Annotated in this window: 17 protein-coding genes and 1 pseudogene; 1 reads left to right on the top strand and 17 read right to left on the bottom strand. The window is 72.3% G+C overall.

Going from position 1 to position 18,615, the window contains the following annotated elements:
- Window positions 1-127: 127 nt before the first annotated feature.
- The 13 genes and pseudogenes from gatB to ACFV18_RS12095 form a co-directional block, all read right to left on the bottom strand.
- Window positions 128-1,627, bottom strand: coding sequence for an Asp-tRNA(Asn)/Glu-tRNA(Gln) amidotransferase subunit GatB (gene gatB, locus ACFV18_RS12035; protein ID WP_380482056.1), 1,500 nt, complete (start codon window positions 1,625-1,627; stop codon window positions 128-130).
- Window positions 1,628-1,654: 27 nt separating this feature from the next.
- Window positions 1,655-1,894 carry a hypothetical protein gene (locus tag ACFV18_RS12040; RefSeq protein ID WP_380482058.1) on the bottom strand — a complete coding sequence of 80 codons (240 nt, stop codon included), beginning with the start codon at window positions 1,892-1,894 and terminating at the stop codon, window positions 1,655-1,657.
- Entirely contained in the window at window positions 1,891-3,384 is a 1,494-nt protein-coding gene (gatA, locus tag ACFV18_RS12045; RefSeq protein WP_380482060.1) for an Asp-tRNA(Asn)/Glu-tRNA(Gln) amidotransferase subunit GatA, read from the bottom strand. The genes ACFV18_RS12040 and gatA overlap by 4 nt, the downstream gene beginning before the upstream one ends.
- 5 nt (window positions 3,385-3,389) lie before the next feature.
- Complete coding sequence (gene gatC / locus ACFV18_RS12050; RefSeq protein ID WP_035866399.1) at window positions 3,390-3,686, bottom strand: Asp-tRNA(Asn)/Glu-tRNA(Gln) amidotransferase subunit GatC; 297 nt, start codon at window positions 3,684-3,686, stop codon at window positions 3,390-3,392.
- 227 nt (window positions 3,687-3,913) lie between these two features.
- A pseudogene (locus ACFV18_RS12055) lies at window positions 3,914-5,401 on the bottom strand (putative bifunctional diguanylate cyclase/phosphodiesterase); the annotation flags it as partial.
- 358 nt (window positions 5,402-5,759) lie between these two features.
- Window positions 5,760-8,051 carry an NAD-dependent DNA ligase LigA gene (gene ligA, locus ACFV18_RS12060; protein ID WP_380482062.1) on the bottom strand — a complete coding sequence of 764 codons (2,292 nt, stop codon included), beginning with the start codon at window positions 8,049-8,051 and terminating at the stop codon, window positions 5,760-5,762.
- A 17-nt stretch (window positions 8,052-8,068) separates the two neighbouring features.
- Window positions 8,069-9,040 (bottom strand): methionine synthase, encoded by a 972-nt coding sequence (locus ACFV18_RS12065; protein ID WP_380482338.1) that lies wholly within the window; start codon window positions 9,038-9,040, stop codon window positions 8,069-8,071.
- Between the two features lie 83 nt (window positions 9,041-9,123).
- The gene (locus tag ACFV18_RS12070; protein ID WP_380482063.1) at window positions 9,124-9,936 is read right to left on the bottom strand and encodes an alpha/beta fold hydrolase; all 813 of its coding nucleotides are present in this window, start codon (window positions 9,934-9,936) and stop codon (window positions 9,124-9,126) included.
- 79 nt (window positions 9,937-10,015) lie between these two features.
- Window positions 10,016-10,705 (bottom strand): SDR family oxidoreductase, encoded by a 690-nt coding sequence (locus tag ACFV18_RS12075; RefSeq protein ID WP_380482064.1) that lies wholly within the window; start codon window positions 10,703-10,705, stop codon window positions 10,016-10,018.
- 8 nt (window positions 10,706-10,713) lie between these two features.
- Window positions 10,714-11,247, bottom strand: a complete 534-nt coding sequence (locus ACFV18_RS12080; protein WP_380482066.1) for a TIGR00730 family Rossman fold protein — start codon at window positions 11,245-11,247, stop codon at window positions 10,714-10,716.
- A gap of 98 nt (window positions 11,248-11,345) precedes the next feature.
- Window positions 11,346-12,479, bottom strand: a complete 1,134-nt coding sequence (gene mnmA / locus ACFV18_RS12085) for a tRNA 2-thiouridine(34) synthase MnmA (protein WP_380482068.1) — start codon at window positions 12,477-12,479, stop codon at window positions 11,346-11,348.
- Between the two features lie 12 nt (window positions 12,480-12,491).
- Window positions 12,492-12,704, bottom strand: coding sequence for a hypothetical protein (locus ACFV18_RS12090; RefSeq protein ID WP_380482069.1), 213 nt, complete (start codon window positions 12,702-12,704; stop codon window positions 12,492-12,494).
- A 51-nt stretch (window positions 12,705-12,755) separates the two neighbouring features.
- Window positions 12,756-13,937, bottom strand: a complete 1,182-nt coding sequence (locus ACFV18_RS12095) for a cysteine desulfurase family protein (protein WP_380482071.1) — start codon at window positions 13,935-13,937, stop codon at window positions 12,756-12,758.
- Window positions 13,938-14,040: 103 nt separating this feature from the next.
- Here ACFV18_RS12095 and ACFV18_RS12100 point away from each other — a divergent pair, with 103 nt between their 5' ends.
- On the top strand, window positions 14,041-14,862 hold the full coding sequence (locus tag ACFV18_RS12100; RefSeq protein ID WP_380482073.1) for an IclR family transcriptional regulator: 822 nt from the start codon (window positions 14,041-14,043) through the stop codon (window positions 14,860-14,862).
- Between the two features lie 3 nt (window positions 14,863-14,865).
- Here ACFV18_RS12100 and ACFV18_RS12105 read toward each other — a convergent pair whose 3' ends face one another.
- From ACFV18_RS12105 to ACFV18_RS12120, 4 genes are all read right to left on the bottom strand, one after another.
- Entirely contained in the window at window positions 14,866-15,525 is a 660-nt protein-coding gene (locus ACFV18_RS12105) for a trimeric intracellular cation channel family protein (protein ID WP_380482075.1), read from the bottom strand.
- 45 nt (window positions 15,526-15,570) lie between these two features.
- Window positions 15,571-16,350, bottom strand: a complete 780-nt coding sequence (locus ACFV18_RS12110; RefSeq protein ID WP_380482077.1) for a ferritin-like domain-containing protein — start codon at window positions 16,348-16,350, stop codon at window positions 15,571-15,573.
- Window positions 16,351-16,472: 122 nt separating this feature from the next.
- Window positions 16,473-17,384 carry a DUF6891 domain-containing protein gene (locus ACFV18_RS12115; protein ID WP_380482079.1) on the bottom strand — a complete coding sequence of 304 codons (912 nt, stop codon included), beginning with the start codon at window positions 17,382-17,384 and terminating at the stop codon, window positions 16,473-16,475.
- A 180-nt stretch (window positions 17,385-17,564) separates the two neighbouring features.
- A complete protein-coding gene (locus ACFV18_RS12120; RefSeq protein WP_380482080.1) occupies window positions 17,565-18,611 on the bottom strand; it encodes an ABC transporter ATP-binding protein in 1,047 nt (348 codons plus the stop codon).
- Window positions 18,612-18,615 lie beyond the last annotated feature (4 nt).

The raw sequence follows: 18,615 nt of genomic DNA on the forward strand, positions 1-18,615 counted from the left end.
CTTCGTCTCCGGCGTACCGCGGAGGGCAGGATCGGAGCGGCGACTCGAACCTCCCTCGAATCGCGCCGGAAAACGACGTGTGCCCGCCCCCGTGTGCGGGGACGGGCACCGTGCGGAGCAGCAGCACTCAGGCGAGCTTCTCCAGGATCAGGTCCTTCACCTTCGCCGCGTCGGCCTTGCCGCGGGTGGTCTTCATGACCGCGCCGACCAGCGCGCCGACCGCCTGCACCTTGCCGTCGCGGATCTTCGCGGCGACATCCGGGTTGTCGGCGATCGCCTGGTCGACGGCCGCGCCGAGCGCCGAGTCGTCGGAGACCACGGCCAGGCCGCGCTTCTCGACGACCTGGTCCGGCTCGCCCTCGCCGGCGAGGACGCCCTCGATGACCTGGCGGGCCAGCTTGTCGTTCAGCTTGCCCTCGGCGACCAGCGCGCAGACCCGGGCCACCTGGGCCGGGGTGATCGGCTGCTCGGACAGCTCGGTGCCGGTCTCGTTGGCGCGCCGCGCCAGCTCGCCCATCCACCACTTGCGGGCCTGGTCGGCGGGGGCGCCGGCCGCGATGGTCTCCAGAATCGGCTCCACCGCACCGGCGTTCAGCACCGACTGCATGTCCTGGTCGGACAGGTTCCACTCCGCCTGCAGCCGGGCCCGGCGGACCCGCGGCAGCTCGGGCAGACCGGCCCGCAGTTCCTCGACCCACTCACGGGCCGGGGCGACCGGGACGAGGTCGGGCTCCGGGAAGTACCGGTAGTCCTCGGCGTTGTCCTTGATCCGGCCGGAGGTGGTGGAGCCGTCCTCCTCGTGGAAGTGCCGGGTCTCCTGGACGATCGTCCCGCCGTCCGTCAGCACGGTGGCGTGCCGCTGGATCTCGAACCGGGCGGCCCGCTCCACGCTGCGCAGCGAGTTGACGTTCTTGGTCTCGCTGCGGGTGCCGAAGGTCTCGGTGCCGTTGGGGCGCAGCGACAGGTTGACGTCGCAGCGCATCTGGCCCTTGTCCATCCGCGCCTCGGAGACGCCCAGCGCCTTGATCAGCTCGCGCAGTTCGGCGACGTACGCCTTCGCGACCTCCGGGGCCCGGTGGCCCGCGCCCTCGATCGGCTTGGTGACGATCTCGATCAGCGGGATGCCGGCCCGGTTGTAGTCGAGCAGCGAGTACTCGGCGCCGTGGATGCGGCCGGTCGCGCCACCGACGTGGGTGGACTTGCCGGTGTCCTCCTCCATGTGGGCGCGCTCGATCTCCACCCGGAAGATCTCGCCGTCCTCCAGCTGCACGTCGAGGTAGCCGTTGAAGGCGATCGGCTCGTCGTACTGGCTGGTCTGGAAGTTCTTCGGCATGTCCGGGTAGAAGTAGTTCTTCCGGGCGAACCGGCACCACTCGGCGATCTCGCAGTTCAGCGCGAGACCGATCCGGATCGCCGACTCCACACCGACCGCGTTGACCACCGGCAGTGAGCCGGGCAGGCCGAGGCAGGTCGGACAGGTCTGCGAGTTCGGTTCCGCGCCCAGCTCGGTGGAGCAGCCGCAGAACATCTTGGTCTTGGTACCCAGCTCGACGTGGACCTCAAGGCCCATCACCGGGTCGTACGAGGCGAGTGCCTCCTCGTAGGAGACCAGGCTCATGACGCTCACAGCGTCCCTTCTTCAGTCATGGGGGGTTCAGCCGAGCAGGACGTCGTCGTCGCCGAGCCGCTTGAGCTCGCGGACGAGGAGCGCGGTGCCGGTGATCAGGGCGGCGGCGCCGACCACGGCGTTGATCAGCTTGAGGGTGTCGTTGTCCTCGCGGGCGTGGCGGATGTCCTTGACGACCGAGATCGCCCCGAACGCGCTGGTGCCGATGGACAGCCACAGGCCGGGCTTCGAGTGCTTCCAGCCCTTGGCCTTCTCGATCTTGCTCATAGTGCCGGTGCCTCCTCCAGCAGGGTGTGACCCCACTTGTCGTTGAGCGCGGCCTCGACGGCGCCGCCCACGCGGTAGAGGCGGTCGTCCGCCATCGCGGGGGCGATGATCTGCAGGCCGACCGGGAGATTGTCCTCCGGAGCCAGACCGCAGGGCAGCGACATGGCCGCGTTGCCCGCCAGGTTCGAGGGAATGGTGCACAGGTCGGCGAGGTACATCGCCATCGGGTCGTCCGCCCGCTCGCCGATCGGGAACGCGGTGGTCGGCGTGGTCGGGGAGATCAGCACGTCCACGCCGGCGAACGCGGCGTCGAAGTCCCGGGAGATCAGCGTGCGGACCTTCTGCGCCGAGCCGTAGTAGGCGTCGTAGTAGCCGGACGACAGCGCGTAGGTGCCGAGGATGATGCGGCGCTTGACCTCGTCGCCGAATCCGGCCTCGCGGGTCAGCGCGGTGACCTGCTCGGCGGAGCGGGTGCCGTCGTCGCCGACCCGCAGGCCGTAGCGCATCGCGTCGAACCGGGCGAGGTTCGAGGAGCACTCGGACGGGGCGATCAGGTAGTACGCGGGCAGCGCCAGCGTGAACGACGGGCAGGACACCTCGACGACCTCGGCGCCCAGCTCGCGCAGCAGCTCCACCGACTCGTTGAAGCGCTGCATGACGCCGGCCTGGTAGCCCTCGCCGGCGAACTCCTTGACGATGCCGATCCGCATGCCGCGGATGTCGCGCACCTTCGCGGCCTCGACCACGGCCGGGACCGGCGCGTCGATCGAGGTGGAGTCCAGCGGGTCGTGGCCGGCGATCGCCTCGTGCAGCAGCGCCGCGTCCAGCACGGTGCGGGCGCACGGGCCGCCCTGGTCGAGCGAGGACGAGAAGGCGACCAGGCCGTAGCGGGACACCGAGCCGTAGGTCGGCTTGACGCCGACGGTGCCGGTGACGGCGCCGGGCTGGCGGATCGAGCCGCCGGTGTCGGTGCCGATCGCCAGCGGCGCCTCGAACGCGGCGAGCGCCGCCGCGGAGCCGCCGCCGGAGCCGCCGGGGATCCGGGTCAGGTCCCACGGGTTGCTGGTCGGGCCGTACGCCGAGTTCTCGGTGGAGGAGCCCATCGCGAACTCGTCCATGTTGGTCTTGCCGAGGATGACGACGTCCGCGTCCTTCAGACGCCGCGTCAGGGTGGCGTCGTAGGGCGGGATCCAGCCCTCCAGCATCTTCGAGCCGCAGGTGGTCGGGATGCCCTTGGTGGTGAAGACGTCCTTCAGCGCCAGCGGCACACCGGCCAGCGGGCTGAGCTGCTCGCCCTTGGCGCGCTTGTCGTCCACCGTGCGGGCGGCGGCCAGCGCGCCCTCGCTGTCGACGTGCAGGAAGGCGTTGACCTTCTTGTCGACGGCGTTGATCCGGTCCAAGTGGGCCTGCGCGACCTCGACGGCCGACACCTCGCCCGAGGCGATCGCGGAGGCCGTCTCGGCCGCCGTGTACTTGATCAGGTCGGTCATGTGGGTCAGTCCTCCCCGAGGATCTGCGGCACGCGGAAACGCTGGTCCTCACTCGCCGGGGCGCCGGACAGCGCCTGCTCCGGGGTCAGCGACTGTCGCACCTCGTCCGCCCGCATGACGTTGCTCAGCGGGAGCGGGTGGGAGGTCGGCGGGACGTCCTGCCCCGCGACCTCGGAAACGCGGGCGACCGCGCCGATGATCACGTCGAGCTGCTCGGCGAAGTGGTCCAACTCCTCCGCCTGCAACTCCAGACGCGACAGCCGGGCGAGGTGGGCGACCTCCTCGCGCGTGATGCCAGGCATGCAGCGATCCTCAAGGGTGAGTTCTGGTGGACCGGGCGGCCCTGGGCACACCCGTCCTTTTTGGTCTTGGGGGCCATCCTATGTGCCCCTTCCGTGGCACGGAGAACCGCGCGAGCAACCGGGCAGACGCGGAAAGGTCCGCCCGGGGGCGGAACTCCCCTCCCCGGGCGGACCTCGCGGGCGAAGAACTATCGCGGAAGCGACGAAACCGGCGCCGCCCCCGTCTGCCGCACCTGCAGCCACGCCGTCGCCTGATCGACGGGCAGCGCGGCCGACACCAGCCACCCCTGCACGGCGTCCACCCCGAGGTCGTGCAGCCGCTCCCAGGTCTCGTCGTCCTCGACGCCCTCGGCGACCACCGTCAGGCCCAGCGAGTGGGCGAGTTCGACGGAGCAGCGCACCACCGCCGCGTCGTGGTCGTCGGCGACCATCCGGGAGACGAAGGAGCGGTCGATCTTCAGTTCGCCGACCGGGAGGCTGCGCAGCCGCACCAGCGAGGAGTGCCCGGTGCCGAAGTCGTCCAGCGACATCCGCACGCCGTAGCGGCGCAGTTCGGCCAGCGTGTCGGCGGCCCGCCGGCTGTCGTCGAGCAGCAGCCGTTCGGTGATCTCCAGTTGGAGTGCCTCGGCGGGGACCTGGTGCCGGGTGAGGTGTCCGGCGACCCGGGCGGCGAAACCCGGATTGAGGACGTCGCGCGGCGAGACGTTGACGGCGACCGGCACCAGCAGGCCCTGGTGGCGCCAGCGGGCGATCTGCCCGACGGCGCTCTCCAGCACGTAGTCGGTGAGCCGGGGCATCAGTCCGGAGGATTCGGCGAGGCTGATGAACTCGTCGGGGGGCACCCGGCCCTGCCCGGGCCGCTCCCAGCGCACCAGCGCCTCCAGGCCGACCACCCGGCCGTCGAAGGCGACCTTCGGCTGGTAGTGCAGGGCGACCTCGTTCATCTCCAGCGCCCGCCGCAGGTCGCCGAGCAGGCCGATCCGGTACGGGGTCTCCAAGTCCCGTGCCTCGTCGTACAGTTCGACGCCACTGCGGCTGTGCTGGGCGTGGCCCATCGCCACGTCGGCCCGTCGCAGAAGCGATTCTGCGTCCGGGGCGTGCGTCGGGTGCACACAGACCCCGGCGCTGGCCTCCAGCACCAGCAGCAGCCCGTCCAGCCGGATCGGTGCGGCGAGTTCGGCGATCAGCCCCTTGGCGATCCGCTCCAGCAGCTCGGGGCTGCCGACGCCGGGGAGCAGCACCGCGAACTCGTCGCCGCCCATCCGGGCCACCACCGGGCGCTCGCCGCGGCGGCGCACCTGCGGGGGCAGCACGGCGGTGTCCGGTCCCGGCGCGAAGCCGCCGCCGGAGCGCAGCGCCCGGTGCAGCCTGCGGGCGATGTGCACCAGCAGCCGGTCGCCGGCGGTGTGCCCGAGCGCGTCGTTCAGCGACCGGAAGCGGTCCAGGTCGAGCAGGATCAGCCCGACGCTGTAGCCGGGTTCGCCCTCGTGGGCGGCGAGCGCCTCCTGGGTGGCGATCAGCAGGGCCTGCCGGTTGGGCAGGTCGGTCAGCGGGTCGGTGAGCTGGTCCCTGGCCCGGTCCCGGGCGATCCGCCAGGCGGCGACCAGTACGGCCAGCGGAACCGCGAACAGCGGGAGCAGTTCGGGTTCGTAGCGGTACACCAGGACGGCCAGCGGGATCAGCGGTGCGGCCCCGGCCAGCAGGACACCGAGCAGCAGCACCGCCCCCGCCATCCCCTGCGGCGGGCGTGTGGGCGCACCGCCGGTCGTACGATCCATAAGCCCAGTCCTCCGTCGGGCCCGCCCCCGCTGGGCCGCCTCACGGTGAGGCACCCCCTCCTCGGGATGCCGGTGGACGTCAGACGAGGGCGTGTCCCCGGGGCTCCGGCAGAACCGGTGCCACACACTCCTGCTGACAGTTCGTAGCGCCCAGGGTAAGCCGGGGTCCGCCGCACGGGCGCACTTTCCGGTCACCTCCGAGCGCGACGTCATATCCGCGCGCTGCTCGATGACACAATGCCCGATTTCGCTCTCGAACACCCGGCTGGCGCGGCATCAGGACGATAACGACCCGTCAGGACACCTGCTCCTGCGGCACTTCTCCGGCGTTCTCCTCACTGTCCACGTCCAGCCCGAGATGCCGGCGGGCCGCGTCCGCGCCCTGGCCGAGCAGCACCTCGAACCCGGCGTCGTCCAGCACCGGAACGCCGAGCTGCACCGCCTTGTCGTACTTGGAGCCGGGGTTGTCGCCGACCACCACGAAGTGCGTCTTCTTCGACACCGAGCCGGTCACCTTCGCGCCGCGCGAGGTCAGCGCCTCCTTCGCGCCGTCCCGGGTGTGCCCGGCGAGGGTGCCGGTGACCACCACCGTCAGCCCCTCCAGCGGCCGTTCGCCCTGCTCCTCGCCGGCTTCCTCGGTGAACCGCACGCCCGCGTCCCGCCACTTGCGGAGGATCTCCCGGTGCCACTCCTCCGCGTACCACTCCTTGACGGACCGGGCGATGGTCGGCCCGACGCCCTCGACGGCGGCGAGTTCGGTCTCGTCGGCGGCGAAGATCCGGTCCAGGTCGCGGAACTCGCGGGCCAGTTCCTGGGCGGCCACCGGGCCGACGTGCCGGATCGACAGGCCGTTCAGGAAGCGCCACAGCGGGCGGTCCTTGGCCTTGTCCAGATTCTCCAGCAGCACGCCGGTGTTCTTCTTCGGGGCGCCGGCGGTGGTGGCGAAGAAGGACGTCCGCTTCTCCTTGCCGGTCTTGTCGTCCGGCTTGGGCATGCCGGTCTTCGGGTCGCGCACCAGCACCTTGATCGGCAGCAGTTGCGCCTCGGTCAGGCCGAAGATGTCGCCCTCGTCCTTGACCGGCGGGTCCGCGGGCTCCAGCGGCTGGGTGAGCGCCGTCGCCGCGACGTAGCCCAGACCCTCGATGTCCAGGCACTGGCGGCCGCCGAGGAACGCGATCCGCTCACGGATCTGCGCCGGGCAGTGCTGGGCGTTCGGGCAGCGCAGGTCGATGTCGCCCTCGGACATCGGGCGCAGCTCGCCGCCGCACTCCGGGCAGTGCGTGGGCATCTCGAACGCCACCTCGCTGCCGTCGCGCAGGTCGTAGACCGGGCCGAGGATCTCGGGGATCACGTCACCGGCCTTGCGCAGCACGATGGTGTCGCCGAGCAGCACGTCCTTGGCCTTGACGATCTGCTGGTTGTGCAGCGTCGCGTACTGCACCATCGAGCCGGCCACCTTCACCGGCTCGGCCAGCACCGCGTACGGGGTGGCCCGGCCGGTGCGGCCGATGCCGATCTTGATCTCGGCGAGCTTGCCGGTGACCTCCTCCGGCGGGTACTTCCAGGCGATCGCCCAGCGCGGCGACTTGGAGGTGGAGCCGAGCCGGCCCTGCAGGGCGATCTCGTCGACCTTGACCACCACGCCGTCGATCTCGTGCTCGACGGAGTGCCGCTGCTCGCCGAAGTGCTTGATGAACGCCCGCACTTCGTCGAGCGAGCCGACCACCTTGTTGTGCCTCGCCGTCGGCAGCCCCCAGTCGTGCAGCAGCTGGTAGGCGTGCGACTGGCAGTCGATGTCGAAGCCGACCCGGGCGCCGATGCCGTGCACCACCATCCGCAGCGGGCGGGCGGCGGTGACCAGCGGGTCCTTCTGCCGGAGCGATCCGGCGGCGGCGTTGCGCGGGTTCATGAACAGCCGGATCATCGCCCGCGGCCGCTTGCCCTCCTTGGCACGCTCCTCGTTCTCCTGCCGGCGGCGCTCGTTCTCCTCGGCGAAGGAGGCGTTCAGCGCGTCGAAGTCCTCGGTGGGGAAGTACACCTCGCCGCGGATCTCGACCAGCGCGGGGATGTTGTCGCCGTGCAGGCGGTGCGGGATCTCCTTGATGGTGCGGACGTTGGCGGTGATGTCCTCCCCGACCCGGCCGTCGCCGCGGGTCGCGGCCTGCACCAGCACCCCGTTCTCGTACGTCAGGTTGACGGCCAGCCCGTCCACCTTCAGCTCGCACAGGTAGTGGTAGTCGATGCCGGACAGTTCGGTGGCGACCCGCTCGGCCCAGGCGGCCAACTCTTCGGCGTCCATCGCGTTGTCGAGGCTGAGCAGCCGCTCCCGGTGCTCGACCGGCGCGAACAGCACGGTGGGCGCGCCGCCGACCTTCTGGGTCGGCGAGTCGGGCGTCACCAGCGCCGGGTGCTCGGCCTCCAGCGCCTCCAACTCGCGCATCAGTGCGTCGAATTCGGCGTCGCTGATGGTCGGCGCGTCCAACTCGTAGTACCGGGCCCGGTGTTCCTCGATCTCGGTCGCCAGTTCGGCGTGCCGGGTCCGCACCTCCGCCGGGATCTCCTCCCAGCCCTCCACAGCAGCCGCCACCGGGCCCTCCTCGCTCGTCACTCCGGGTTGTCCACCAGGCTCCGCGCCGCCTTCACGGTCTGCGCCAACGCCCGCCGGGCATACGCCGGGGACGCCCCCGCCAGCCCGCACGTCGGCGTCACCACCACCCGGCGGCCCAGGAGCTCCGGGGCCAACCCGAGCCTGCGCCACAACGTCCTGACACCCTGGACACTACCGGCCGGGTCTGACACTGCTTTTGATTGAACCGCAGCGGTGTCAGTGGAGGGCACCACACCGGCGAGGATCAGCGTCCCGCCCTCGATCGCCTCGCCCAGGTCGTCGTCGTCACGCTCGGTCAGGAGTCCGAAGTCGAGGCTGATCCCGGCCACACCGGCCCGGCGCAGCAGCGGGATCGGCACCTTCGGCGCGCAACTGTGCACCAGCACCGGCGTTTCCACGCCCCGGATCACCTCGCGCAGCGCCTGCTCGGCGAGTTGGCGGTCGATCGCGCGCAGCCGCTGGAAGCCGCTGGCGGTCTTCACCGACCCGGCCAGCACGGCGGGCAGCAGCGGCTCGTCCAGCTGCAGCACCACCGTCGCGCCCGGCACCCGGCGGCGGACGTCCTCCAGGTGCCGGCGCAGCCCCTCGGTCAGCGACGCCGCGACGTCCCGGCAGGCACCGGGGTCGCTGAGCGCCTTCTCGCCGTGCCGCAGCTCGATCGACCCGGCCAGCGTCCACGGCCCGACCGCCTGGATCTTCAGCAGCCCTTCGTAGCCCTGGGTGTACTCCTCCAGCGCGTCCAGGTCCTCGCCCAGCCAGGACCGGGCCCGCTTGGTGTCCCGCCCCGGGTGGTCGGTGAACCGCCAGCCGCTCGGCTCGGTCTGCACGAACAGCTCGGTCAGCAGGCCCGCCCCGCGCCCGATCATGTCCGCCCCGGGCCCCCGCCCGGGCAGCTCCGGCAGGTGCGGCAGCTGCTCCAGCTCCGCCATCACGCCGCGGGTCATCTCCCGCACATCCCCGCCGGGCATCGACCCCACCCCGGTCGCGGCCCCGGCCAGCTTCCCGAAAACGTCCACGTCAGTCACGGGACAGAGCCTACGCAGCCCGGGCGTCAGGCGTCGCCGAGGAAGCCGGTCAGGCTGCGCAGGTACTCCGCGGGGTGCGAGACGTGCGGGACGTGGCCGGCGCCCTCCAGGGTTCCGATCTCGGCCCGGGGCAGGGCCTCGGCGAGCTTGGCGATGATGGCCGCGAACCACGGCGGGCTCTCGGTGCCGTTGGTCAGCAGGGCGGGGCCCAGGTAGCCGGACAGCCCGGCGAGATCGAGGAACGACCAGCCGGGATCGCCCAGTTCGTCGAGGAAGGTGGGGGCGTTGAAGAGCAGGACGTCCCGGAGCCGGTCCGGGAACTCGTCCCAGGTGCCCGGGCCGAGGGCGACCTCGTCGATGAACTGCTTCGCGCCCGCGAGGTCCTCGCCCGCGCGCAGGTGCGCGTGCACGGACCCGAGTCTCTCCCCCATGGCCCGCATCAGCGGCCCGAGGTCCCGGTCCTGCGCCACGATCCCCATCAGCGGGGGCTCGTGCGCCACCAGGCTGCGGAACAGTTCGGGGCGCCGCGCGGCCAGGCCCAGCGCCGCCGAGGCACCGAAGGAGCTGCCCACGACATGCGCCGGCGCCAGGCCGAACGTCTCCACCAGCGCGGCCAGATCCTGCTCGTCCTCGGCCCGGGACCCCTGCCCGGCGGGGCGTTCGCTGCGGCTGTGCCCCCGCCGGTCGTAGACCAGGACGCGGTACCGCTCGGCCAGCACGGGCACCACGGACGCCCAGGTGGCGTGGTCGCTCCAGGATCCGTGGACCAGCACCAGCGGATCGCCGCTCCCCGCCAGCTCGTAGTAGAGGCCGACGCCGTTCACCCGGGCCAGCGGCATGCGCGCCCTCCTCACCTGCCGGAGCCGCGAGCGCAGCCCCCGTCCCTCCAGTGGACCGCAGGCGCGGGCCCCCGGCTACTTACTGGCCGGGGCGCACCGTGATCTCGGTGATCTCCGCGTCGCGCGGCAGGTCGAGCGCGGCGAGGATCGCGGTGGCGACCGACTCCGGCGCGATCCACTTCGAGGGGTCGTACTCCTTGCCCTCCTGCTGGTGCACCTTGACCTGCATCGCGGTGGCGGTCCGCCCGGGGTACACGGTGGTGACCCGGACCCCGTTGGCGTGCTCCTCCTGCCGCAGCGCGTCGGCGACCGCCCGGACCGCGAACTTGCTGGCCGCGTACGAGCCCCAGGTCGGGGCGGCGCGCAGCCCCGCACCGGAGTTGACGAAGACCACGTGCCCGCGTGCCAGCCGCAGCGAGGGGAGCAGCAGGCGGGTGATCTCGGCGGGCGCGACGGCGTTGACGTTCAGCTGCTGCTGCCACGCCTTGACCGGGGTCTCGGCGACGGTGCCGAGTTCGACCACGCCGGCGATGTGCAGCAGCGAGTCGAGTTCGACGGGCAGCGCCTGGTGGCCGAACGCCCAGGACAGCTTGGCGGGGTCGTCGAGGTCGCCGACCAGGGTCCGCGCCTCGGGGTAGCGCTCGCGCAGCTGGGCGGCGCGGCGGGCGTCCCGGGCGAGCAGCCAGACCTCCTCGCCGCGGGCGGTGAGCTTGTCGGCGACGGCGGCCCCGATGCCGGAGCCGGCGCCGGTGATCAGGTGGGCACCCATGGGATTCCTCAGTTCTGCTGGACGGTGGCGTGGGCGAGGGCTTCGGCGGGAGTCTGCGCGAAACTCACCAGCTCGGCGAGCGGACGCGGCAGGAACCCTTCGCTGTCCATCCGTTCGAGCTGCGTCCGCAGCCCGGCGTAGAACCCCTCGGTGTCGAGGAACACCACCGGCTTGTCGTGCTGCCCGTGCTTCTTCAGCTCCAGCACCTCGGTGACCTCGTCCAGCGTCCCGAGGCCGCCGACCAGCACCACCAGTGCGTCCCCGCGCGCCAGCAACTCGGCCTTCCGGGTGGCCAGATCGGGCATCACCACCAGCTCGTCGGCGCCCTCGTACGCCTTGTGCCGCAGGAACTCCACCGACACCCCGACCAGCCGTCCCCCGGCCTCCTGCACCTCGTCGGCCAGCAGCCCCATCAGCCCGGTGTGCGACCCGCCCCACACCAGCGTGTGCCCGGCCGCCCCGAGCAGCCGGGCGAACTCCCCCGCCGGGGCGGTGTACTTGGCATCGAGCAGGTTCGCCGAACAGAAGACCGTGATGTTCATAGTGCGACCAGTCCTATCACCGCCCGCCACGCCCGGGTCAACCCGGCAACGACCGGCCGCAGCCGGGCAGTCCCCGGACCTCGGCCCCTGGACCTCGACTAGACCTCGACGGCCCGCTCGGTGCTCGCGATGGTGGCCGAGCCGACCACCCGGGTGCCGTCGTACAGCACCACGGCCTGGCCGGGGGCGATGCCGCGGGCGGGGGTGTCGAGGCGGACGTGGAGCTGCTCGTCGGTCAGGACGGCCGTCACCGGGACTTCTTCGCCGTGGGCGCGCAGCTGCGCGGTGTAGCGGCCTTCGCCGCTCGCCGGGGTGCCGCACCAGCGGGGGCGGATGGCGGTGAGGGCGTGCACGTCGAGGCCGCTGGCGGGGCCGACGGTGACGGTGTTGTTGACCGGCGAGATGTCCAGGACGTAGCGCGGCTTGCCGTCGGCGGCGGGGCGGCCGAGGCGCAGGCCCTTGCGCTGGCCGATGGTGAAGCCGTACGCGCCGTCGTGCTCGCCGAGCTTGGTGCCGTCGGTGTCGAGGATGTCGCCGGGAGCCGTGCCGAGGCGTTCGGCGAGGAAGCCCTGGGTGTCGCCGTCGGTGATGAAGCAGATGTCGTGGCTGTCGGGCTTCTTGGCGACGGCGAGGCCGCGCCGCTCGGCCTCCTCGCGGATGACGTCCTTGGTGGTGTCACCGAGCGGGAACAGCGAGTGGGCGAGCTGCTCGGCGTCCAGCACGCCGAGCACGTACGACTGGTCCTTGGCGCCGTCCACGGCCCGGTGCAGCTCGCGGGTGCCGTCGGGCAGGTCGACGATCCGGGCGTAGTGGCCGGTGCAGACGGCGTCGAAGCCGAGGGCGATCGCCTTGTCGAGCAGGGCCGCGAACTTGATCTTCTCGTTGCAGCGCAGGCACGGGTTGGGGGTGCGCCCGGCGGCGTACTCGGCGACGAAGTCCTCGATCACGTCCTCGCGGAAGCGCTCCGCCAAGTCCCAGACGTAGAACGGGATGCCGATCACGTCGGCGGCGCGGCGGGCGTCCCGGGAGTCCTCCAGGGTGCAGCAGCCGCGCGCGCCGGTGCGGAAGGACTGCGGGTTGCTGGCGAGCGCCAGGTGGACGCCGGTCACCTCGTGGCCGGCTTCGACGGCCCGGGCGGCGGCGACGGCGGAGTCGACGCCGCCGGACATCGCGGCGAGCACGCGCAGGCGGCCGGTGGACGGGGTGGTCGGGGCGCCGGGGAAGTCAGTCATAAGGAGTCCAGCCTAACGGGGGCCGGGCGGGCGTCGGACGGCCAGTTCGTTCCGGGCTCCGACGGCCGGCCCGGCCCCGGACGGACAGTTCGGCACCAGGACGGGCGGCTCGGCAGCGGCCGGGACAGCAGCGGTCCGCGCGGGTAGTGCGGTGGCCAGCAGGAACGCGGCGAGCAGCAGCCCGGTGAGGTCGCGGACGGTGCGCTCGGGCAGGGGTGCGTCCATCCCCTCAGAAGACGTCCGACAGCAGATGGTTCCGCTACCGAACGAACCCGGTCAGCGGCCGGCCCGCACCAGTCCGGCCCGGCGGGCCCGCTCCACCGCGCCGGGCAGCGCGGCGGCCAGCGCCTCCACATCCGCCCGGGTGGAGGTGTGACCGAGCGAGAACCGCAGCGAGGCGCGGGCGAGTTCGGCGTCCACGCCCATCGCCAGCAGCACGTGACTGGGCTGCGGAACGCCCGCCGAGCAGGCCGAACCGGTCGAGCACTCCACACCGGCCGCGTCCAGCAGCATCAGCAGCGCGTCGCCCTCGCAGCCGGGGAAGGAGAAGTGCGCGTTGGCGGGCAGCCGGCCCGCCGGGTCGGGGTCGCCGTTCAGCAGCGCCTCGGGCGCGGCCGCCCGGACCACCGCGAGCAGGTCGTCGCGCAGCATGCCGACGCCCGCCGCGTACTCGGGCTGCCGCTCGACGGCGAGCGCGGCCGCCACCGCGAACCCGGCCGCACCGGGCACGTCCAGCGTCCCGGAGCGGACGTCCCGCTCCTGGCCGCCGCCGTGCAGCAGCGGAACGGGGGTGGCGGAGCGCGACAGCAGCAGCGCGCCGACCCCGTACGGCCCGCCGATCTTGTGGCTGGTGACGGTGAGCGCCGTCAGCCCGGAATCGGCGAAGGACACCGGGACCTGGCCCAGCGCCTGCACCGCGTCCGCATGCATCGGGATGCCGAACTCGGCGGCGACGGCGGCGAGTTCGCGGATCGGCTGAACGGTTCCGACCTCGTTGTTGGCCCACATCACGGTGACCAGCGCGACCGTCTCCGGCGCCCGCCCGATCGCCTCGCGCAGCGCCTCCGGGCGCACCCGGCCGACCTCGTCCACCGGCAGGTACTCGACCTCGGCGCCCTCGTGCTCGGCCAGCCAGTGCACCGCGTCCAGCACCGCGTGGTGCTCGACCGGGCTGCTCAGCACCCGGCGGCGGACCGGGTCGGCGGCCAGCCGGGCCCAGTACAGGCCCTTGACCGCCAGGTTGTCGGACTCGGTCCCGCCTGCGGTGAGCACGATCTCGCTGGGCCGCGCGCCCAAGGACTCGCCCAGCGACTCCCGGGACTCCTCGATCACCCGGCGGGCCCGCCGCCCGGCGGTGTGCAGGGAGGACGCGTTGCCGACGGCCCCGAACTGCGCCGTCATCGCGGCGATCGCCTCGGGAAGCATCGGGGTGGTGGCGGCGTGGTCGAGGTAAGCCATAGCGGGTCCAGTGTAGGCGGCCCAGAGGTCACGATTTGGCCATTGCACCCTCTGCAACGCGCCGTTAGCGTTCCGGCCACGCCGCTGTGAGAGGGGGAGGGCCGTGTCCCAGACGGTCGACCGTGCGCTGACCATCCTGGCCTCGCTCGGCGAGGGCCCGGCCTCGCTGGAGCAGGCCGCGTCCCGGATCGGCGTGCACAAGTCCACCGCCCTGCGGCTGCTGCGCACCCTGCAGGAGCACGGCTTCGTCACCCGGCAGTCCGACCACCGCTACCGGCTCGGCGGCCGCCTGTTCGCACTCGCCCACCAGGCCCTGGAGGGCATCGACATCCGCCAGGTCGCCGCCCCGTACCTGGCGGTGCTCAACGAGCGCTACGGGCACACCGTCCACCTGTCGGTGCTGGAGGGCGACGAGGTGCTCTACCTGGACAAGGTGGACGCCAAGTACCCGGACCCGGGCCGCAGCTGGCTCGGCGAGGACAGCCGGATCGGCCGGCGCGCCCCGGCGGCGGCCACCGCGGCGGGCAAGGTCCTGCTGGCCGACCTGCCCACCGACCGGCTCGCCGCCTTCCTCGCCGAGACGGAGCTCCCGGCCCGCACCCCGCAGTCGACCGGCGGCCCGGACGAGCTGCGCACCGAACTGGCCGAGGTGCAGCGGCGCGGCTGGGCGGTCGACCAGGCCGAGTACCACGCGTCCGTGAACTGCATCGCCGCCCCGATCGCCGGCACCGAGGGCACCGCGATCGCCGCCTGCTCGATCTCCGCCCCCGTGCAGATCGCCTCGGTCGTCGAACTCAGCAAACTGCTGCCGGAACTGCTCTGCACGGTCGAGGCGATCTCGCTGGCGTACGGCGGCTCCCCCACTCCGCGCTGGTGCGAGAACCGCTGCGGCGCCAAGCACGAGGTGCGCGCCGCCCGCACCTGAGCCTCACTCCTCGCCGGCCCGGGAACCGTTGCGGTGCCAGGCCCGAGGTGCCCGCCACCCGTACCTGAGCGCCAGCATCCGCATGGTGAACGCCGCCACCGCCGCCAGCGCGGCGCTCGCCGGGGTGAGCTGGTCCACGCCGATCAGGACCGCCGTGATCGCCGCGCCGACCAGCGCCGGCACCGCGTAGATCTCCCGGTCCCAGCGCAGCAGCGAGGGCGGCTCCATCGCCAGCACGTCACGCACCACGCCGCCGCCCGCCGCGGTCAGCATCCCGCAGGCCACCGAGGAGACGGCGCCCAGGCCGTGGTCGTGCGCCTTGATCGTGCCGGTGACGGCGAACAGGCCGAGGCCCGCCGCGTCCAGCACCATCACCGCCCGGGTGATCCGCTCCACCTCCGGGTGCAGGAAGAACACCACCACCCCCGCCACCAGCGGGGTCGCGAAATAGCCGGCGTTGGTGAACGCGGCCACCGGCAGCGCCCCGATCATCAAGTCCCGCAGCACGCCGCCGCCGAGTGCGGTGGCCTCGGCCAGCACACAGATGCCGAAGATGTCCATGTTCTTGCGGACCGCCATCAGGCCGCCGGACAGTGCGAAAACGAAGATGCCCACCAGGTCGAGGATCTGCTGGACGTCGTGCGGGAAGATCTCGGATGTCACGTGGTCAGTGTCCACGCCGACCTTCCGGCTCCGGTCGCCGGGCGGTCAGACGAACGACTCGTGCGGCGCCGGCCCGCCCAGCGCGTTCAGCTTGGCGGGCATCCGCAGTGTCGTCATCCGCCGCCACCCGCCCGCCCGTTCGTACCCGTACACCGCGTGGATGCCCGCGGCCAGCGCCGCCGACTTCGCCCTCGGCCAGCGCAGCAGCTCCCCCATGTGCGCCATCACCGCCAGGCTGACGTCCCGGTAGGTGCGGATCTCCGCCCGCGCGGTGTCCTGCAGGATGTCCAGGATCGACCGGCCGTGCCCGTGGTACGCGAGCCGCAGCAACTCCTCGTGGCAGAACGCCAGATGGTTGTCCTCGTCGTTGGAGATCATCCGCACCGCCCGGCCCACCTCGGGGTGGTCGCCGAAGATCCGCTTCAGCATCCGCATCTGCTCGGACGCCCGCTGCTCGGTCACCCGGCTGTGCGCCAGGTAGGTGATCACGTCCTGCTCGTCCAAGGGCTCGTCCCGGCGCAGCCGGGAGTGCGCCAACCCGATGCCCTGCCGTTCCAGGATCATCGTGTAGTCGGTCTCGTCCGGGACCTCGGCCGGCTCCAGACCCCGCTTGTGCAGCAGCGCCTTGAAGATCCGCCCGTGCTTGTCCTCGTCCGCGCCGTGCCGGGCCACCTTCGGCGCCAGCTCCTGGTCGGGTACCAGCCGGGCGATCCGGCCGTTCTCCCAACCGCCCTGGTCCTCCCCCTTGGCCGCGATCGAACAGAACAGCCGGAACGCCCGGTCGTCGTCGTGGATCTCCTGGAACAGACTGCGCGCCGACAGCATGGTGGACCTACCCCTCGCACGGGAGCCGGAACATTCCGGTCCAGCTCAAGGCACCCCCACTCCCCGGGCAACAGCTCACGCCCCCCACTGCGCCGGACGAAGGAAAGCCTGCCCGGCTCGGACTACCCGACCAGCCGGCGCCGCCAGTCCAGTCCGGTGACCCGGATCGCCTCGTCCGGGCTGCCGTCCCAGCGCACCTCCAGGCCGCGGTCCTCCAGTGCCGCGACGACCTCCCGGCCGACCGCCGCCGTGGTGTCCGGCGAGCCGTCCCAGCCGCCGTACAGCAGCCACAGGTCCTGGCCGGACGCCGCGCCCTCGGTGCCCTGGGAGTGGAAGTAGACGAAGCCTCGGGAACCCTCCGCCGCCTCGGCACCGATCTCCTCGTGGCCGCAGTTGCGGCAGCAGGTGAAGTTCTCCCGGGCCGTGATGCCGGCCGCTTCCAGCGCGGCGAACGCCCGCGCCACCCGCTCCGGATCCGTCTCCCCCACCCACGCCCGCTGCTCGGCGACCCGCTCCAGCCACATCCGGTCGGCCAGCTGCTTCGCCTGCTCCTTCGTCACCGGCCGGGAGCCGCCGTCCACCAGGCACTCCGCCGCGAAATCGGCCACCTGCGCACGGGTCGCGTACCCGCCCGCGAGCAGAACGCGCACCGCCTCGACCAGGGTCCGCTCGTCCTGCGCGGACAGCTCCAGCGGTGCGGGCTCCGGAACGTCGAACTCGATCCGCTCCCACGCCACCCCGGCGTCCCAGCCCTCGTCCTCCCGCGCCCACCCGAGCAGCAGCGCGGCGACCTGCTCCAGGTCGTCCACCCGCGCCCCGTAGTGCCGCGCGGGGCTCCCCGCCCGGTGCTCCACCGTCCACGCCCCGTTCTCCGGGCACGCCTGCGCATATGTGTGCGGCAGGTCCGGCACCCGCTGCAGCACCACGAAGGAGTCCGGCCACTCCCCCATGTCCCGCACCGTGTCGAGGAGTTCGTCCTCCGACACCCGCACCCCGACCCTGCCGGAGTTGTCCTCCACCGCGATATCAAGCATGCCCACCACTGTCCCACCCGCCACTGTCAGCGCCCCCTCCCCGTGCCCCGCCAGGGGCGCGTGGGGGCACCTTCCAGCCCGCTGGGCTGGGGGGAGAACTGCGCGAGGAACCATCCGCTGAAACGGCAAGGTCCGCCCCAGGAGGGAACCCCCTCCCAGGACGGACCTCGGTTCGGCGAACTACTCGGCGTTCTCCGGGAAGTGGCAGGCCACCTGATGCCCGGCCCGCGCGGCGCTGAGCGGCGGTTCCTGGCTCGCGCAGATGTCCTGCGCCTTCCAGCACCGGGTGCGGAAGCGGCAGCCCGACGGCGGGTTGAGCGGCGACGGGACGTCACCGGTGAGCAGGATCCGCTCGCGGCGCTCCTTGCGCCGCGGGTCGGGGACCGGCACCGCGGACATCAGGGCGTTGGTGTAGGGGTGCATCGGCTTGGCGTACAGGGAGTCGCGGTCGGCGATCTCCACCACCTTGCCGAGGTACATCACGGCGACCCGGTCGGAGACGTGCCGGACCACCGAGAGGTCGTGCGCGATGATCAGGTAGGTCAGGCCGAGTTCCTGCTGGAGGTCGTCCAGCAGGTTGACCACCTGGGCCTGGATGGAGACGTCCAGGGCGGAGACCGGCTCGTCCGCGACGATCATCTTCGGGCGCAGGGCGAGCGCGCGGGCGATGCCGATGCGCTGGCGCTGGCCGCCGGAGAACTCGTGCGGGTAGCGGTTGTAGTGCTCGGGGCTGAGTCCGCACAGTTCCAGCAGGTCCTGGACGGCCTTCTTGACGCCGTGCTCGGTCTGGACGTTCTGGAGCCGGAACGGCGCACCGACGATGGTGCCGATGGTGTGCCGGGGGTTCAGCGAGGAGTACGGGTCCTGGAAGATCATCTGGATGTCGCGGCGGTAGGGCCGCATCGCCGAGACTCCCAGGTGGGTGATGTCGGCGCCCTCGAACTCGATCTTCCCGCCGGTGGGTTCGTCGAGTCGGGTGACCAGGCGTCCCATGGTGGACTTGCCGCAGCCGGACTCGCCGACCACGCCGAGCGTCTCGCCGGCCATGACCTCGAAGTCGATGCCGTCGACGGCGCGCACGGCGCCGACCTGACGCTTCAGCAGGCCCTTGGTGACCGGGAAGTGCCGGGTCAGTCCGGTGACCCGCAGCAGGGGTTCACGGTCCGGGCCGGGTGCCTGGGCGGGCACCTTCGCGGCCTGCGGGGCCGCCGTCTGGCTGTCCGTCATCGGT

The sequence above is a fragment of the Kitasatospora sp. NPDC059673 genome, assembly GCF_042734215.1.
In the GTDB taxonomy this organism is placed as follows: Bacteria; Actinomycetota; Actinomycetes; order Streptomycetales; family Streptomycetaceae; genus Kitasatospora.

Bases quoted from the DNA above. Each gene is read 5' to 3' on its own strand.
- ACFV18_RS12040 (WP_380482058.1), bottom strand. From the start codon at position 1,894: ATGAGCAAGATCGAGAAGGCCAAGGGCTGGAAGCACTCGAAGCCCGGC.
- gatA (WP_380482060.1), bottom strand. From the start codon at position 3,384: ATGACCGACCTGATCAAGTACACGGCGGCCGAGACGGCCTCCGCGATC.
- gatC (WP_035866399.1), bottom strand. From the start codon at position 3,686: ATGCCTGGCATCACGCGCGAGGAGGTCGCCCACCTCGCCCGGCTGTCG.
- ACFV18_RS12065 (WP_380482338.1), bottom strand. From the start codon at position 9,040: ATGCCCGGCGGGGATGTGCGGGAGATGACCCGCGGCGTGATGGCGGAG.
- ACFV18_RS12070 (WP_380482063.1), bottom strand. From the start codon at position 9,936: ATGCCGCTGGCCCGGGTGAACGGCGTCGGCCTCTACTACGAGCTGGCG.
- ACFV18_RS12075 (WP_380482064.1), bottom strand. From the start codon at position 10,705: ATGGGTGCCCACCTGATCACCGGCGCCGGCTCCGGCATCGGGGCCGCC.
- ACFV18_RS12080 (WP_380482066.1), bottom strand. From the start codon at position 11,247: ATGAACATCACGGTCTTCTGTTCGGCGAACCTGCTCGATGCCAAGTAC.
- mnmA (WP_380482068.1), bottom strand. From the start codon at position 12,479: ATGACTGACTTCCCCGGCGCCCCGACCACCCCGTCCACCGGCCGCCTG.
- ACFV18_RS12090 (WP_380482069.1), bottom strand. From the start codon at position 12,704: ATGGACGCACCCCTGCCCGAGCGCACCGTCCGCGACCTCACCGGGCTG.
- ACFV18_RS12095 (WP_380482071.1), bottom strand. From the start codon at position 13,937: ATGGCTTACCTCGACCACGCCGCCACCACCCCGATGCTTCCCGAGGCG.
- ACFV18_RS12110 (WP_380482077.1), bottom strand. From the start codon at position 16,350: ATGCTGTCGGCGCGCAGTCTGTTCCAGGAGATCCACGACGACGACCGG.
- ACFV18_RS12115 (WP_380482079.1), bottom strand. From the start codon at position 17,384: ATGCTTGATATCGCGGTGGAGGACAACTCCGGCAGGGTCGGGGTGCGG.
- ACFV18_RS12120 (WP_380482080.1), bottom strand. From the start codon at position 18,611: ATGACGGACAGCCAGACGGCGGCCCCGCAGGCCGCGAAGGTGCCCGCC.